This window comes from Janthinobacterium sp. GW823-FHT06H09, from assembly GCF_058794735.1.
The window spans coordinates 250,772-265,816 of sequence record NZ_JBXAHC010000004.1 but is presented as its reverse complement, the minus strand read 5'-3'; the positions used below and the strand labels follow the sequence as shown (position 1 = coordinate 265,816).

The following is a 15,045-nucleotide window of genomic DNA, read 5'->3' as shown; positions in this document are numbered from 1 at the left end:
AAAGAACCGGCCAAGACCATGAAGGAAAAGAAGGAAGCCAAGAAGGTCAAGAAAGAAGAGCGCAAGCGCTGATCATGCGCGTGCGCCGTTCATTGACGCGCCCGTGGCGTGCGCCGGCCCTGCTGGCGGCGTTCGCCCTGCTGGCCGTTGGCCTGCCCGTGTCCGGCGTGCTGGCGCAGCAAAAGCCGGCGCCGTCCACGTTCGGGCAGGTGGTGGGCAATGCCGTGCTGTGCATCGACCAGATCGACAACAAAGCTTTTTATGCGTATTTGCTGACGGCCTTCGGCCCCGCCTACAAGCATGAAGGGGGCGCCTACTGGTTCCGCACGGACGCCACCTTGTGGGGCGCGCCGATTACCGACGTGATCGTCAGCGACGACACCAGTCCCCTCGTCTTCATGGGCGTGGTGGCGGACGCGACGCCGGAAAAGCTGGAGCCGGCCATCCGCGGCGCCTCGGGCCTGCGCTTCAATAAACTCGACAATTCCGCCTTTCCTGTCCGTGGTTCAATGCCTGGCAGTAAAATCGTCTACTTCCGTAGCAAGGCGAAAGTCTATTGCGCCAAATACAAGCCGTTGCCGCCCGCCCGCACCCGCTGAGGGTCTCGGCTTGCCGCCGCGCATTTTGATTGTTTCATCCGCAGGGTCTCCATGTACACGCATTATTTCCAGCTCAAGCAATCGCCGTTTTCGATCGCGCCCGATCCGCGCTACCTGTTCATGAGCGAACGCCACCGCGAAGCGCTGGCGCATTTGCTGTATGGCGTGGGCAGCGGCGGCGGCTTCGTGCTGCTGACGGGCGAAATCGGCGCCGGCAAGACCACCGTGTGCCGCTGCTTCATGGAGCAGATTCCGGAAAACTGCCAGCTCGCGTATATCTTCAATCCGAAACTGTCCGTCGAGGAATTGCTGCTGTCGATCTGCGAGGAATTCCGCATCGCCGTGGCGCCCGGCGTGGCCAGCGTGAAAGGCTATGTCGACGCCATCAATGCGCACCTGCTGGCCAGCCATGCGCAGGGCAAGAACAATGTGCTGATCATCGATGAAGCGCAAAACCTGTCCGCCGCCGTGCTCGAACAATTACGTTTGCTGACCAATCTGGAGACGAGCGAGCGCAAGCTGCTGCAGATCATCCTGATCGGCCAGCCGGAATTGCGCGCCATGCTGGCCCGGCCCGAGCTGGAGCAGCTGGCGCAGCGCGTGATCGCCCGTTATCACCTCGGTTCGCTGACGGAGGACGAGACGGCCAGCTATGTCCGCCACCGCCTGGCCGTGGCGGGCAGTACGGCGCAGACGCCGTTCGCGCCCCGTTTGATGGCGACCATCCATTCCTTGAGCAAGGGAGTGCCGCGCCGCATCAACCTGCTGTGCGACCGCGCGCTGCTGGGCGCTTACGTGGAAAACCAGCCGCAGGTGACGCGCCAGATATTGCGCCGTGCCGCCGAGGAAGTGTTTGCGGAAGAGGGCAAGCCGGCTGCCGGACGGGGCTTGCGCTGGCCGCACGTGGCCGCTGGCGTGCTGGCTGGTGCGCTGGTCACGGCCGCGCTGGCCTGGCATTTCATGCCACGCACGCCTGCCACAGTGGCCGTGGCGAAAGTGCCCGTCGTGGTGGCGTCGGCGGCGCCCGCTGCGACACCTGTCCCCGCGTCCGCGCCCGTCAGCGTGCCTGACCGCAACGCCGTGCTGCGCCAGCTGGCCAGCCTGTGGGGCGAGCAGTTGCCGGCCGGCGACGCTTGCCAGGCGGGCGCCCGCGCCGGCCTGCGCTGCCTGCACAGCCGGGGCGGCATCGCCGAGCTGCGCGTGCTGGACCGTCCCGCCATGCTGGCCTTGCGCGATGCGGGTGGCACTGAACAGCTGGCGCTGTTGACGCGTCTGCAGGATGATACCGCCACCTTGATGCTTGATGGCAAACAGCAAAGCCTGCCGCTGGCTCAGCTGGCGCAGCGCAGCGATGGCAGCTTCACGACCTTCTGGCGCGCTCCGCGCAGCTGGCGCGACGAAGTGCCGCTGGGCGCGCGCGGCGCCGACGTGGATTGGTTGGCGCAGCGGCTGGCGCAACAGCGGGGCTTGCCGGCGCCGGCCGCCAATCTGCCGCTCGATGCCGAGATGCAAAGCCAGCTGCGCGCTTTCCAGCAAAGCCAGAGCCTGCGGGCCGATGGCCTGGCGGGCCCGAAAACATATATACGCCTGATGCAGCTGGGTGACAATGCGGAGCCGCGCCTGAGCAGCGCGGCTCCTGCCGTGGCGGCGCCCGCTGCGACGGCGATGGTGGCGGGGAAATAAGATGTCCTACATACTTGAAGCACTGAAAAAATCGCAGGCCGAGCGCCAACTGGGCGAATTGCCCTCGATCCACGCACCGCAAGTGCGGCTGCACGATGCGGCCGCGTCCGGCGCTGGGCGGCGCGCGCCCGTCTGGCTGGCGCTGGGCGGCGTGACGGTGGCCGTGGCCGCCGCCCTGTTGTTCTGGCAGCCCTGGCAGGCAGGCACGGCTGCACCTGCGGCCGCTCCTGCCGTGCTGGCCCAGGCTGTGCCCGCGCCGCTGCCGGCAATCGTCCCGCCGGCAGTCCCTGTCCGTGTACCGGTATCCGCGCCGGCCCCCGTTACGCAAGTCACGCCCGTGCCGCCAGCGGCCACGGCCGCACCCGTGCACCATGCCAGGCCTGTGGCGGAACCGAAGCAGGAAACGCCAGGCCAGGCGCTTCCCGTCGTCCCGGCTCCGGCTCCGGCCGTGCCCCCGCCCGCAGCCGAAGATGCCGTGCCCGGCATGCGCGACCTGCCCGAGCCGATACAGCGGCAAATCCCCCCGGTCGCCATCGGCGGCTATATCTATTCGAAGAATCCGGCGGACCGCCTGTTGCTGATCGACAAGGTTCTGCGCCATGAAGGCGAGGAGCTGGCGCCCGGCCTGGTGCTGGAAAAATTGCAGCCGAAAGCGGCCATCTTCAGTTTCAAGGGCTACCGCTATCGCGTGCCGTATTGAGTTGTTGTGCATCAAGGCCGGGCCCCCATAGCTGAACCATACTGGCCTGGCCTGGTCGAACCAGGGTCGCTGCGACCGTGTGCGCGGCCGGGGAGTTCCGATGATTGCTGCCGCAGCTGGTGAGGGTGCTTTTGATGCGCATGGCCTGGGTAACCTGGCGCGCATCGACCATATCGTCGTGCTGATGATGGAAAACCGTTCCTTTGATCACATGCTCGGCTACCTGAGCCTCGAAGGCGGGCGCGCCGATATCGATGGCTTGCAGGCCAGCCATGCCAACGTGCATGCGGGTGTCAGTTATCCCGTGCACCATTTGCGGCGCACGGCCTTGGGCCCGCAGCAAGACCCGTCGCATACGGGCACGTCGGTGGCGCAGCAATTGCAAAACAATAATGGCGGCTTTGTCGACGACTATGCGCAAACGCATCCGGGCGACCCCGACATCGACCTGGTAATGGGCTATTACAATGGGGCCGACTTGCCCATGTACGATTTTCTGGCGCAGCAGTTCTGCGTTTGCGACCGCTGCTACAGCTCCGTTCCTGGCGCCACCTGGCCCAACCGCCTGTATGCGGTCAGCGGCAAGGCGGCCGGCAGCCGTGACAGCAAGCGCGTGCCCCTGTACACGAACAAGTCCTTCGTGCGCCACCTGGACCGCGCCCAGGTCAGCTGGAAATTTTATTCCGCCTGGAAGCCCTGGAGCCTGGCGCTGACGGACGACCATTACCGTTCGTCCGAGCTGTACGAACCGTTCGGCTCCAGCGCGCGCCGCTATGGCTTCATCGGCGATGCGCTGGCGGGCGCCTTGCCCTCGGTCAGCTGGATCGATCCGCATTTCTTTGAAAACGACGACCACCCGCCGGCCGACATCCGCGCCGGCCAGGCGCTGGTGGCGCAGGTCTACCAGGCCCTGTCGCGCGGCCCCGCCTGGGCGCGCACCTTGCTGATCCTCAGTTATGACGAGCACGGCGGCTTTTTCGACCATGTGCCGCCTGGCCCCGCCGTCGACGACGACCCTGCGTTTCGTCAGTACGGCGTACGCGTGCCCATGCTGCTGGTGTCGCCGCTGATCGCGCCGGGCAGCGTCAGCCACGAGGTATACGATCACACGTCAATCATCAAAACCATCCTGCAGCGTTTTTGCCGCGCCGCCGATGGCAGCTTGCCCCCCATGGGCGCGCGCGTGGCGGCCGCCAGCGGCCTGGGCGCCGTGCTGACCCTGGCGCAAGGCCGCGTGGCGCCCGCCGTGCCCGCCGCCGTCGTGGCGCAGCGCGCCGCCTGGGAGGCCGATGTGCGGGCGCAGGATTTCGCCACGCCGCCGCCCGCTTGCCAGTCTGATGGCGAGCTGGCCTCCGCTGCCGCCGTCCCCTTCCAGTCCGATGCCGAGGCGGGCGCGATCGCCGCCCACCGGCAATTGGCGCGCACGGCCAGGAATGCACATGCGCTAAATGGCAAAGCAGCGGGCAAAGCAGCGGGCAAAACAGCGGGTAAAGCTGCGGGTAAAACGGCGGGCGTGGCAGCGCCGAAGTCGTCGGGCCGGCGCCGTCGGCAGGGCGGCAAGCCGGCGCCTCTTGCCGCCGGAAATGGCGAAAAACCTGGAGTCGCGTGACTTGGGTGAAGAGCTGGACGATGCGCCGGGTCTGCGCCGGCGGTCGCGCCCGTGGGGCTGCGTATAATCATTCCTTCTCAATCAAGGAGTGACCATGCACGATGCGATGCCCCCACACCCGGTACTCGGTGTGATCGGCCGTTCCGGCAGCGGCAAGACGACCCTGCTGGAATTTGTGGTGAAGGAACTGGCGGCGCGCGGCTTGCGCGTCAACCTGGTCAAGCACAGCCACCATGATCTGGCGCTGGAACCGCCGCAAAAAGACAGCGCCCGCCTGCGCATGGCGGGGGCGGCGGAGGTGCTGGTGGCGTCGCCGTATCGGTTTGCCATCGTGCATGAGCTGCGCGGGGCTCCCGAGCCGAGCCTGGCGCAGCAATTGGCCCGCATGGGGCCGGCAGACCTGACCCTGGTCGAGGGTTTCAAGACGGACCCCATTCCCAAGCTGGAAGTGTTCCGTCCGGAAGTAGGGCAGGCGCCCCTGTATCCGCATGACCCGCATGTGATCGCCGTCGCCTCCGACAGTCCGGCGCCGGCCGACTTGCGCGAGGGCGTGCAATGGCTGGACTTGAATGCCCGCGAGCACGTGCTGGCCTGGTTGCTGCACAGGCTGGAAAAATAAGCTAAAGGTTTGCCGACGGCATCCGTTAACAAGAGTAGAACCTCATTGGAGAAACGTATGGACGTCGGAAGCATTGCTCAACTGTCAACCACGATGGCGGAGACAGGCACGCGGCAAGCCGTCGGCTTGACTGTCCTGAAAAAAGCCCAGGATATCCAAAGCTCGACCGCCACCGCCTTGCTGGCAGCGTTGCCGCCGGTACAATCGGCGCCAAGTCTGCCGGCTCATCTCGGTAACCGCATCAACACGACAGCCTGAGCGCGGTCCCGCGGCGCCAGTCCGGCGCTCGCCATAGATACGCCCACACCACCGTCATCGACGGTGGCGCGTGGGCGTTTTTGTCTGTCGTTTCGCCATCCTTTTCGCCTTCCTCCCGTCTCCGTTCGCCATGACCCGGCCGATTCAGTAGAATGACGTCCATCACCTCGCGTTGTCCATCGTGCAGCCCGGGGCGTGCCCACTTTACTTTGACCCATGCAAGAGGAATCCCCATGAACAAACGTCAAGCTCTCATCGCCGCCGCCCTCGCGGGCCTCTGTGCCGGTACTTCCGTCAATGCGGCCGCCCACGATGGTCCCGCCCCGGGCGACAAGGAAAAATGCTATGGCGTGGCCAAGGCCGGGCAGAACGATTGCGCTTCGTCCGATGGCGCGCATTCCTGCGCGGGCCAGGCGGAGGCGGACAACCTGCCCACGGAATGGACATATGTCGCCAAGGGGACGTGCGAACAGGCGGGCGGTTCCGTCAAGCCCATCAAGGCCGGCAAGACGGCAAAGCCGGCCACGCAGCCGTAAGCGTCCGCCGCCTGCCCATGCCGCCGCCCATTCAGGCGAATGCCGGCGTCGGCCTGCGCGCCGCGCACTACCGCGACTTTCTGGCGCGCCGGCCCAAGGTCGGCTGGCTGGAAGTGCACACTGAAAATTATCTGCAGCCGTCGGGCTGGGATAACCATGTGCTGCAGACTCTGCGTCAGGATTACCCCATCAGCCTGCATGGGGTGGGCCTCGGCCTGGGTTCCGCGCAGGGCTTTTCCGAGACCCATTTGCAGCGCGTGCGCACCGTGGTCGAGCGCATCGAGCCAGCCCTCGTGTCGGAGCACTTGTGCTGGGGCGCCGTGGCACAGCAGCAACTCAACGATCTGTTGCCGCTGGCCTTGAATGGCGCGGCCCTCGATTTACTGTGTGCAAGAGTGGGGAGGGTGCAGGATGTGCTGAAAAGGCCGATCTTGCTGGAGAATGTCTCCACTTGCCTGCGTTTTGCCGACGATGCCATGAGCGAGGCGCAATTCCTGGCGGAACTGGCGCGCCGCAGCGGTTGCGGGCTGCTGCTCGATATCAATAACCTGTATGTGAACCAGTGCAACCACGGCGAGGACGCCATGCTTGCGATGCAAGCCATCGCGCCGGGCAGCGTGGGCGAACTGCACCTGGGCGGCCATCTGCTGACGCCGCACGCCGTGATCGACCACCATGGCGCCGCCGTGGCCGATCCCGTCTGGGAGCTATATGCGGCCGCCTTGCAACGCTTTGGCGCCATTCCCACCCTCGTCGAATGGGACACGGATTTGCCGCCGCTCGATATCCTGCTGGGCGAAGCGGACAAGGCGCAAGCCATGCTGGCGCGCCATGCGCCGCAAACGCCATCATGGCAGGCAGCGTCGCCGCCGTCCCCGCCGCTACCCGCGTCGCTTGACGCGCTGGCCGCTGGCCAGCAGGCATTTGCCATAGCCTTGCTCGATACCGGGGCAACATTGCCATCGTTCGCCGGAGGGGCGGTGCCGCAGCGTTTCGCGCTGTACCGCGGCAACTTGAGCGCCACCTGGCGCCGTACCCTGGGCCACGCCTATCCCGTCGTGCTGGCGCTGGTGGGCGAGGATTTCTTTGGCGGCCTGGCGCGCGCGTATGGCCGGCAGATGCCATCCGATAGCGCCGATTTGAACCAGTTTGGCACCCGTTTCGCCGATTTTCTGGCGGCTTTCCCGCCCGTGGCCGCATTGCCCTACCTGCCGGACATGGCACGCCTGGAATGGGCCTTGCACCTGGCCCATTACGCGGCCGATGCGCAAGCGCTGGCGCCCGAGTCGCTGGCCGCCCTGCATCCCGATCAGCTGGAAATGCGGCGTTTTACCTTGCATCCCGCTTGCACCTTGCTCGTGTCCGACTGGCAGGTGGCGGCCTTGTGGCAGGCGCATCAGGAGGAAGACGGTTCGGGGATGTTTCCGCAAGATCTGCAGGTGGCGAGCTGGGCGCTGGTCTGCCGGCCGCGCTGGAAAGCGCAGTTGCTGGTGCTCGATGCGGCTGCGCATGCCGCCTTGCAAGCCCTGCAGCAGGGGCAAACGTTCGGCGCCGCGCTCGATGCGGCGTTCGAGCTGGACCCGGCCTTCGACCTGACCGCGCACCTGCGCCAGTGGCTGGCGCATGCGGTCCTGGCAGCGTGACGGTTTATTCGAAGGCGCGCAGCAGTCGCGCTTCGCCCGTCTGATCGCGGTACAGGGCATTCGCGGCCAGGGTGGCATCCATCATGCGCGTGACTTGCTCTTCTTCAAAGCGGGCCAGTTCGGCCGTGGCCGCGACGAGGGCCAGTTGCAGCCTGGCGCGCGCGCTCTGGTACAGGCTGCTGGTGTATTTGTCTGTGTTACGCAGTAATTCTTCCGCGTTTTCTATTACCTGGCGCAAGTCGCCGATCAGGCGTTCCTGGCTGCGCGTACCTTGTTCGGGATGGTCCATGGCGCTTCCCTTCTGCAATCGATATTTATCTGACAATAACGACGTGTCGCAGCTTGACTTGGGCAGCCGGGCTGGCAGGAGTGCTGGCTGTACGCATGGGGCCGCTTTCGCGCCCCATGCCGGGGTCAGACAGGAGCGACGACCGTGATACGGATATCGCCCACACTGACGACCTGGCCGGCGCGGATCTTGGCGGTCTTGCGCAATTCCTTCTTGCCATCGACCTTTACCACGCCGCTATCGACCATGACCTTGCCTGCGCCACCGCTGTCGCACAAGCCGACCAGCTTGAGCAGCTGGTTCAGCTCGACGAACTCGGATGTTAAATCAAAGCTTACTTTTTGCATTGTATCCCTTATTGCAATGATGTGTTTTCAACACTTGATGACGACCTCAACTAATCCATAGTTTACCTGAAGCCGCCAGCAATGCAGGGTGTAAGTCAGCTTTTGTTGGGCCGCGTCATCTCCAGCGGCACGATCCATGCGCCGAATTGCTCTTCCGTCACAAAGCCCAGGGCCAGCGCCGCTTCCTTCAAGGTCGTGCCTTCGTGCTGGGCCTGCTTGGCGATTTGCGCCGCCTTGTCATAGCCGATGTGCGGCGCCAGCGCCGTGACCAGCATCAAGGAGCGTTCCATCAGTTCGGCGATGCGTGCGAGGTTCGGCGCGATGCCGTGGGCGCAATGCTCGTCGAAGCTGCGCATGCCGTCGCCGAGCAGGCGCGCGCTTTGCAGGAAGTTGTGTGCAATCAAGGGCTTGAAGACGTTCAACTCGAAATTGCCCGAGGCGCCGCCCACCGTGATGGCCACATCGTTGCCGAAGACCTGGCAGCACAGCATGGTCAGCGCTTCGCACTGGGTGGGATTGACCTTGCCCGGCATGATGGAGCTGCCCGGCTCGTTTTCGGGGATCGTGATTTCGCCGAGGCCGGAGCGGGGGCCGGACGCCATCCAGCGCACGTCGTTGGCGATTTTCATCAAGGCCGTGGCCAGGGTTTTGAAAGCGCCATGGGCGGCGACCAAGGCATCGTGGGCGGCCAGGGCGGCAAACTTGTTGCTGGCCGTTTCGAACGGCTGGCCCGTCAGGCGCGCCAGTTCGGCGGCGATGCGGCCGGCAAATTCCACGTGGGCATTCAATCCCGTGCCCACGGCCGTGCCGCCGGCGGCCAGCTGCAGCAGCGGCGGCAACGCTGCCGTAATGATGTGCTCGGCAAAGTCCAGCTGCGCCACGTAGCCGGAAAATTCCTGGCCCAGGGTCAGCGGCGTCGCGTCCTGCAAATGCGTGCGGCCGATCTTGACGATGTCGGCAAACTCCGTGGCTTTCGCGTCCAGGGTGGCGCGCAGCTGGCGCAGCGGCGGCAAGACCGTGTTGGCGACGGCCAGCGCGGCCGCCACATGGATGGCGGTGGGGAAAATGTCGTTCGAGGACTGGCCCAGGTTGACGTCGTCGTTCGGGTGCAGCAGGCGCTCGGCGCCCCGCAAGCCGCCGATCAGCTCGGAACCGCGGTTGGCCAGCACTTCGTTCATGTTCATATTGCTTTGCGTGCCGGACCCCGTTTGCCAGACGGCCAGCGGGAATTCTGCGTCATGCTTGCCAGCCAGCACTTCGTCGGCCGCCTGCGTGATGGCGATGGCTTTCTTGCCATCCAATAATCCCAGGTCCAGGTTGACGTGGGCGGCCGCGCGTTTGACGGTGGCCAGGGCGGCGATCAGTTCGGGCGGCATCTTTTCCGTGGAGATATGGAAATGCTCGAGCGAGCGCTGCGTTTGCGCTCCCCACAGCCGGTCGGCGGGTACGTCGATCGGGCCGAAACTGTCGCGTTCGATTCTGCTACTCATGGCATCCCTTTCATCGATGGAGGTGGATCGAGTGTACTCCAGACGTCAAAAAGGCACAGGATGATGCTGTATTGCATCATTTTTGCCCTGGCCCATCTATATTTTTGCGATTTCCTGCCGTTAAAGACAGGCGAGCCCCCATTATTTATCCTGTTATCAAAGCGATCAGTCCATGCAGAGCAGCATCCTTCCCCGTTGGTCTTTGATCGCGTGCGCCGCCGCCAGCCTGGCCTTGCCGCCCGTCATGGCGGCCGAACTGGGCGACATGGCCGTCCTGTCGCACGTGGGCCAGCCTTTGCTGGCCGAGCTCGAACTGACGGCCCTGGCGCCCGAGGAGGCCAATGGCGTGACCGTGCGCCTGGCTTCGCCCGATGTGTACCGCGGTGGCGGCATCGGCATGGATCCTGCCCTGCAAACCTTGACGATCAGTCCGTTTGAGCGCGGTGGACGCCATTATGTGCGCGTGGCCACGCGGCAAGCGATCCAGGCGGGGCATGTGCACCTGTATTTATTGCTGGGCAATGGCAGTGGCGCCGTCGTGCGCCTGGGCACCTTGTGGCTGACGCCGGCGCCGCCCGCCGCCGTACCCGCCAGTGCGCCAGTCCGGCCAGCTATTCCGTTGCCCGCGCCGGTCTCCACGCCTGTGCCGTTGCCACGCGCCGTATCCGTCACGCCGTCGCCCGACGCCGCCGCGCTGGCGGCCCGCGCGCGGGCCGAGGGCCTCGTGCGTCCGGCGCGCGTGTTCGTGCCGCCGCCCGCCGCACCCAAACTGGCCGCCCCCGCGCTGCCGCGCCGTGCCACGGCGCCCGTGGCCGCCTGCGCGTCGCAGGCGGAGACGGGGCAGGCGGCAGCGTGCGTGGGGCTGGACGAGAAAAATACGGCCCTGACTGAAAAGCTGGGCGAACTGGAAGGCAAGATCGGCGTCTTGCAAAAGGCGCTGGCCCTGCCTGCAGCCGCCGTGCCGCCCGCCGCCGCGCCGGCCGTGGTGGAAGCGCCCCATGCGAAACCGAAACCCCTGCACGCGGCGCCGGCTGCCGACAAGGAAAAGAAATCGGGCGGCATGCTGTGGCTCGGTATCGGCACCCTGGTCTTCCTGCTGCTGACGGCGCTCATCGTGTACATCGTGCGCAAGCGCAGGCAAGCGGCGGGTCCGGGCGCACCGTCGAAATACTGGGTCTTGCTGCGCAAGCCGTTCGGCCGCAGGAAGAAGGATGTGCCCGTCTTGACGGAAGCGGTGGAAGAAGGGGCGGCGGCCGAACCGGAAGCGGAACCGGAGCCGTTCTCGCGTTAATGCGGCCGCAAGGCCGCCCACAATTTGATATAAAAAAAGATATTGAAAAAATACATGGAAACGCTTGCCAAGCACGTTGCCTGTTTCTTAAAGATGGTGCTATGATGAATTCAGTGGACTTGCTCTACGACAAAACAGCCCCAGCCTGGCGCAGTCACCAACGATAGTGTGGCGCGGCAAACCAGGTGTAGCGTTGCATAAACGCCTGGGTCTGGAAGCGGTTCGCGATGCCGACGATGTGCTCGCGAACGCCGGATGCAACCGGCAGCGAGGCGACGCCAGGAGATACCTGGGGCTCGCCTTCCAAATTCCCCCGCCTTGCCTTTTTGAGCGCCGCAGATGGCGCTCCCTCGCATGGCGGCAGACGTAAAAAAAGCACCCGCGGGTGCTTTTGTCGTTTCTGGCGCGGCAAGCTTCTTACATGCGGGCGCGCGAGCCAGGCATGGCGTTCGACAGCTGGGTCATCCACGGTTCCGTGATGGCGCGGATTTCGCGGTCATTGGCCAGGATTTGCTTGAGCAAGTCGATCTTGCGCAGGCGCGAGGCGCCGGCCAGGGCAGGCGCCTTGCCCGTCATGGTCGCGCTGGCGGCGCTGGCGCACTGGTTTTCCAGGGTATCCAAGCCATCCCAGTCGCTCGAACGTGCGGCCACGACCATTTGATTGGTCATTCCTGCAATATTTTCATACATCGAGAGAACGTCGTTGGAGGTCATGAGCACACCCGTAACTAGTGAATGGATTACCGCTTGTCTAGATTAACGGCGGGTCCAACGGGAACTTGAGGGTGTTTTTGAAAAAAAAGTGAAAATAATTTGGATGTTTTTTGCGGGCAGCCGGCATGCCCGCAAACCCGCATGCCTGCTCGGTTGGCGATGCGGGCAACGGCCAGCTTACTTGACGAGTTCTTCCAGGCCCGCGCTCAGTTCGGCAAGCGGCGGCATCCTGTCGACCAGCACGGAGGGCGGCAAACCGAGCGCTTCGGCCACCGCGTTGGGATAGCAGGCGATGATTTCTTCATTGCTCAGCTGGTTTTCATCGATGCGCGCGCGCCAGGCGGCCAGGTGGATGATGGCGGCCAGGCGGTTCAACGGCGCCTTGGCCAGCGGAGCGGGAAAGGCGGCGATGGCCTCGGCAAAGGCGGGAGGAAACTTCCAGCGGCGCGCCAGTTCGGCGCCCACCTGCGCATAATCGTAGCCCAGCGACACCCGCTCCGCGTCGAGCCGGCGCGCGTCGAGCGGCGGGGCGATCTTGTCGAGCTGCATTGCTTGCTCGGGCATGGCGGCATGGATCACCAGTTGTCCGATCGCATGCATCATGCCGATGGTGAAAGCCAGATCCTGGTTGTCGCCCGTCTGCTTCGCGATCCAGCGGGCAGATACGGCGCTGTGCAGGCTGTAGCGCCAGAACTGCGGCAAATTCAGGCCCGGCACGGCTTTGAAACCGCTGACGAGGCCCGAGCTGATGACGAGGGTGCGCACGGTCACAAAACCGAGCATCAGCACGGCATCTTCCACCGTGCCGATGCTGCGCGACACATGGTAATAGGCCGAGTTGGCCAGCCGCAGCAGCTTGGCGCTCAAGGCCGGGTCCGCTCCCAGCTTGCGCGCGATGTCTTCGGTGGCGATGGCGGGGTTGTCGAAACTGCGCACCAGTTCATCGACGATCTTCGGGGCGGCAGGCAGGGCGTGGGGATGCTGGAACAGCGCTTCCAGTTGCATGGCAATCTCCTTGGCGTTCGTGCGGTACGGGATGCGGTCGTGCCACTATATGCCGATTTTTTGTCCGCATGCAAAAAAGTTAGGGGACGCTTTTTCGCCCCAAAAAGGCAGGATTTTCAGGTTATGATTTTAGCTATTACATCGAAAGGATCGCCATGCACGGTTTGCGTTTTTCCTGGTCCCGGACGCCAGTCCAGGCCGCCATCATCCTCGCCCTGGCCGGCGTTTCGCTGACCAGCTTGCCTGCCCGGGCGCATGGCCAGCAAGGGGCCGCCAGCGCCGCCGCCCCCGCTGCCGCGAAGGCCTTGCCCGGCGACGATTTCTACGATTACGTGAATGGGGACTGGCTGCGGAGCACGGAAATTCCCGCCGACCGCAGCAGCTGGGGCTCGTTCGCCATCCTCGCCAACGCCACCAACGAGCGCATCATCGGCCTCGTCGAAGGTCTGGCGGCGGCGCCGCAGGCGGATGCATCGGCGCGCCAGGTCAGCGATTTTTACCGCTCCTGGATGGATGAAGCGGCTATCGAAGCGAAAGGCTGGGCGCCGATCAAGCCGCTGCTCAAGAAGATCGACGGCATACGCGACCAGGCAGGGCTGGCCCGCGCGCTGGGCGAGAGCCTGCGCGCCGACGTCGACCCGCTCAACGCCACCAATTTTTATACGGAAAACCTGTTCGGCCTGTGGGTCGCGCAAGACTTGAACGACACCACGCGCAATGTGGCCTACCTGCTGCAGGGCGGGCTGGGCTTGCCCGACCGCGCGTTCTACCAGAGCGACAGCGCGCGCATGCAGGGCTTGCGCGCGGGCTACCAGGCGCATATTGCCGCCATGCTCAAGCAGGCCGGCTACCGCGATGCGCCGGCCCGCGCCGCGCGCGTGTTTGCGCTGGAACAGCAAATTGCCGCAAGTCACGCCAGCCGCGAGGATTCGGCCGATGTCGCCAAGGGCAATAATGCCTGGCGCGCCGCCGACTTCGCCAGCAAGGCGCCTGGCCTGGACTGGAAAGCCTTCTTCGAAGCGGCAGGGCTGGGCCGGCAGAACGATTTCATCGTCTGGCATCCGACGGCCATGACGGGCAGCGCCGCGCTGGTGGCGAGCGTGCCGCTGGCCACGTGGAAAGATTTCCTCGCCTTCCACGCGATCAATCACTTCAGCACGGTCTTGCCGAAGGCGGCGGCCGAACAGCGCTTCGCCTTCTATGGCAGCGCCCTGAGCGGCACGCCGCAGCAGTCGCTGCGCAGCAAGCGGGCGCTGGCCGCGACGAATGCGGCCCTGAGCGACGCCGTCGGCAAGCTGTACGTGGAACGCTATTTCCCGCCGGAATCGAAAGCCCGCGTGCAAGATATGGTGACGAATATCGTCGCCGCCTTCTCGCGCCGCATCGACAAGCTGGACTGGATGGCGCCGGCCACCAAGGCGCAGGCGCAAGAAAAACTCAAGACTCTGTACGTGGGCGTGGGCTACCCCGAACAGTGGGAAAGCTATGCGGGCTTGCGCGTGGTGCGCGGCGATGCGCTGGGCAATGTGCAGCGGGCGGAGCAGTTCCATTACCGGCAGGAGCTGGCCAAGCTGGGCCAGTCGCCCGACCGCAAGGCCTGGGCCATGCCGGCGCAGCTGGTCAATGCCGTCAACTTGCCGCTGCAAAATGCGCTGAACTTTCCGGCCGCCATCCTGCAGCCGCCATTCTTCGACCCGCAAGCATCCGATGCGGTCAACTATGGCGGCATCGGCGCGACCATCGGCCACGAAATCAGCCACAGCTTCGACGATCAGGGCGCGCAGTTCGACGCCCAGGGCAAGCTGCGCGACTGGTGGACGCCAGCGGACCTGGCGCATTTCCAGGCGGCATCCAAGCAATTGGTGGAACAATTCGCCGCCTACAAACCGTTCCCCGACCTGGCCGTGAATGGCCAGCTGACCCTGAGCGAAAACCTGGCCGACCTGGCCGGCGTGGCAGCGGCCTATGACGCGTTCACCCTGTCGCAGCAGGGCAAGCCGGCGCAGCCGGGGGCGGACCGCGAGTTCTTCGTCGGCTATGGCGTCAGCTGGCGCAGCAAGGCGCGCGAAGCGGCGGCGCGCCAGCAAATCCTCACGGATGGCCATGCGCCGGCGCAATACCGCGCCGCCACCGTGCGCAACCTCGACGCCTGGTATCCGGCCTTCGACGTCAAGCCGGGGCAGCAGCTGTACCTGGCGCCGGAACAGCGCGTGCGCGTCTGGTAGGCATAAGCGGTGCCGGCGCGCAGCGCGCCGGCACCGT

General features: G+C 65.1%; 15 protein-coding genes. 10 read left to right on the top strand and 5 right to left on the bottom strand.

The annotated features are described in order from the left end of the window. Positions 1-74: 74 nt before the first annotated feature. The 8 genes from AC1Q6X_RS08315 (at position 75) to bufB (ending at position 7,647) form a co-directional block, all read left to right on the top strand. A complete protein-coding gene (locus tag AC1Q6X_RS08315) occupies positions 75-599 on the top strand; it encodes a hypothetical protein (RefSeq protein WP_070313696.1) in 525 nt (174 codons plus the stop codon). Between the two features lie 51 nt (positions 600-650). Next, complete coding sequence (locus tag AC1Q6X_RS08310) at positions 651-2,282, top strand: ExeA family protein (protein ID WP_070221832.1); 1,632 nt, start codon at positions 651-653, stop codon at positions 2,280-2,282. 1 nt (position 2,283) lies between these two features. Beyond that, the gene (locus AC1Q6X_RS08305; RefSeq protein ID WP_492496348.1) at positions 2,284-2,982 is read left to right on the top strand and encodes a general secretion pathway protein GspB; all 699 of its coding nucleotides are present in this window, start codon (positions 2,284-2,286) and stop codon (positions 2,980-2,982) included. Positions 2,983-3,082: 100 nt separating this feature from the next. Then, complete coding sequence (locus AC1Q6X_RS08300; RefSeq protein ID WP_492496346.1) at positions 3,083-4,591, top strand: alkaline phosphatase family protein; 1,509 nt, start codon at positions 3,083-3,085, stop codon at positions 4,589-4,591. Positions 4,592-4,685: 94 nt separating this feature from the next. Next, positions 4,686-5,210: a molybdopterin-guanine dinucleotide biosynthesis protein B gene (gene mobB / locus AC1Q6X_RS08295; RefSeq protein ID WP_070292141.1), complete on the top strand. Its 525-nt coding sequence runs from the start codon at positions 4,686-4,688 to the stop codon at positions 5,208-5,210. Positions 5,211-5,267: 57 nt separating this feature from the next. Beyond that, a complete protein-coding gene (locus tag AC1Q6X_RS08290; protein ID WP_034781856.1) occupies positions 5,268-5,468 on the top strand; it encodes a YjfB family protein in 201 nt (66 codons plus the stop codon). 233 nt (positions 5,469-5,701) lie between these two features. Next, positions 5,702-6,004, top strand: coding sequence for a BufA1 family periplasmic bufferin-type metallophore (locus tag AC1Q6X_RS08285; protein ID WP_492419020.1), 303 nt, complete (start codon positions 5,702-5,704; stop codon positions 6,002-6,004). Between the two features lie 17 nt (positions 6,005-6,021). Further along, on the top strand, positions 6,022-7,647 hold the full coding sequence (bufB, locus tag AC1Q6X_RS08280) for an MNIO family bufferin maturase (protein ID WP_492496343.1): 1,626 nt from the start codon (positions 6,022-6,024) through the stop codon (positions 7,645-7,647). Between the two features lie 4 nt (positions 7,648-7,651). On the opposite strand, the gene AC1Q6X_RS08275 is transcribed toward bufB, so the two are convergent. The 3 genes from AC1Q6X_RS08275 to fumC form a co-directional block, all read right to left on the bottom strand. After that, positions 7,652-7,936: a hypothetical protein gene (locus tag AC1Q6X_RS08275; protein WP_070221826.1), complete on the bottom strand. Its 285-nt coding sequence runs from the start codon at positions 7,934-7,936 to the stop codon at positions 7,652-7,654. Positions 7,937-8,061: 125 nt separating this feature from the next. After that, the gene (locus tag AC1Q6X_RS08270; protein WP_035825476.1) at positions 8,062-8,283 is read right to left on the bottom strand and encodes an RNA-binding S4 domain-containing protein; all 222 of its coding nucleotides are present in this window, start codon (positions 8,281-8,283) and stop codon (positions 8,062-8,064) included. Positions 8,284-8,378: 95 nt separating this feature from the next. Then, the gene (gene fumC / locus AC1Q6X_RS08265) at positions 8,379-9,773 is read right to left on the bottom strand and encodes a class II fumarate hydratase (RefSeq protein WP_492496340.1); all 1,395 of its coding nucleotides are present in this window, start codon (positions 9,771-9,773) and stop codon (positions 8,379-8,381) included. A gap of 172 nt (positions 9,774-9,945) precedes the next feature. On the opposite strand from fumC, the gene AC1Q6X_RS08260 reads away from it, so the two are divergent. Next, on the top strand, positions 9,946-11,064 hold the full coding sequence (locus AC1Q6X_RS08260; RefSeq protein WP_492496338.1) for a type IV pilus assembly protein FimV: 1,119 nt from the start codon (positions 9,946-9,948) through the stop codon (positions 11,062-11,064). A 417-nt stretch (positions 11,065-11,481) separates the two neighbouring features. On the opposite strand, the gene AC1Q6X_RS08255 is transcribed toward AC1Q6X_RS08260, so the two are convergent. Both AC1Q6X_RS08255 and AC1Q6X_RS08250 read right to left on the bottom strand, forming a co-directional pair. After that, on the bottom strand, positions 11,482-11,778 hold the full coding sequence (locus AC1Q6X_RS08255) for a flagellar protein FliT (RefSeq protein ID WP_070221823.1): 297 nt from the start codon (positions 11,776-11,778) through the stop codon (positions 11,482-11,484). Between the two features lie 177 nt (positions 11,779-11,955). Then, positions 11,956-12,783 (bottom strand): HDOD domain-containing protein, encoded by an 828-nt coding sequence (locus tag AC1Q6X_RS08250; protein WP_070292133.1) that lies wholly within the window; start codon positions 12,781-12,783, stop codon positions 11,956-11,958. A 155-nt stretch (positions 12,784-12,938) separates the two neighbouring features. Here AC1Q6X_RS08250 and AC1Q6X_RS08245 point away from each other — a divergent pair, with 155 nt between their 5' ends. Beyond that, complete coding sequence (locus tag AC1Q6X_RS08245; RefSeq protein ID WP_492496336.1) at positions 12,939-15,008, top strand: M13 family metallopeptidase; 2,070 nt, start codon at positions 12,939-12,941, stop codon at positions 15,006-15,008. The last annotated feature ends 37 nt before the right edge of the window (positions 15,009-15,045 follow it).

Excerpts from the sequence above, each read along its gene's own strand:
- AC1Q6X_RS08315 (WP_070313696.1), top strand. The coding sequence starts at position 75 with ATGCGCGTGCGCCGTTCATTGACGCGCCCGTGGCGTGCGCCGGCCCTG.
- AC1Q6X_RS08310 (WP_070221832.1), top strand. The coding sequence starts at position 651 with ATGTACACGCATTATTTCCAGCTCAAGCAATCGCCGTTTTCGATCGCG.
- AC1Q6X_RS08305 (WP_492496348.1), top strand. The coding sequence starts at position 2,284 with ATGTCCTACATACTTGAAGCACTGAAAAAATCGCAGGCCGAGCGCCAA.
- AC1Q6X_RS08300 (WP_492496346.1), top strand. The coding sequence starts at position 3,083 with ATGATTGCTGCCGCAGCTGGTGAGGGTGCTTTTGATGCGCATGGCCTG.
- mobB (WP_070292141.1), top strand. The coding sequence starts at position 4,686 with ATGCACGATGCGATGCCCCCACACCCGGTACTCGGTGTGATCGGCCGT.
- AC1Q6X_RS08290 (WP_034781856.1), top strand. The coding sequence starts at position 5,268 with ATGGACGTCGGAAGCATTGCTCAACTGTCAACCACGATGGCGGAGACA.
- AC1Q6X_RS08285 (WP_492419020.1), top strand. The coding sequence starts at position 5,702 with ATGAACAAACGTCAAGCTCTCATCGCCGCCGCCCTCGCGGGCCTCTGT.
- bufB (WP_492496343.1), top strand. The coding sequence starts at position 6,022 with ATGCCGCCGCCCATTCAGGCGAATGCCGGCGTCGGCCTGCGCGCCGCG.
- AC1Q6X_RS08275 (WP_070221826.1), bottom strand. The coding sequence starts at position 7,936 with ATGGACCATCCCGAACAAGGTACGCGCAGCCAGGAACGCCTGATCGGC.
- AC1Q6X_RS08270 (WP_035825476.1), bottom strand. The coding sequence starts at position 8,283 with ATGCAAAAAGTAAGCTTTGATTTAACATCCGAGTTCGTCGAGCTGAAC.
- fumC (WP_492496340.1), bottom strand. The coding sequence starts at position 9,773 with ATGAGTAGCAGAATCGAACGCGACAGTTTCGGCCCGATCGACGTACCC.
- AC1Q6X_RS08260 (WP_492496338.1), top strand. The coding sequence starts at position 9,946 with ATGCAGAGCAGCATCCTTCCCCGTTGGTCTTTGATCGCGTGCGCCGCC.
- AC1Q6X_RS08255 (WP_070221823.1), bottom strand. The coding sequence starts at position 11,778 with ATGACCTCCAACGACGTTCTCTCGATGTATGAAAATATTGCAGGAATG.
- AC1Q6X_RS08250 (WP_070292133.1), bottom strand. The coding sequence starts at position 12,783 with ATGCAACTGGAAGCGCTGTTCCAGCATCCCCACGCCCTGCCTGCCGCC.
- AC1Q6X_RS08245 (WP_492496336.1), top strand. The coding sequence starts at position 12,939 with ATGCACGGTTTGCGTTTTTCCTGGTCCCGGACGCCAGTCCAGGCCGCC.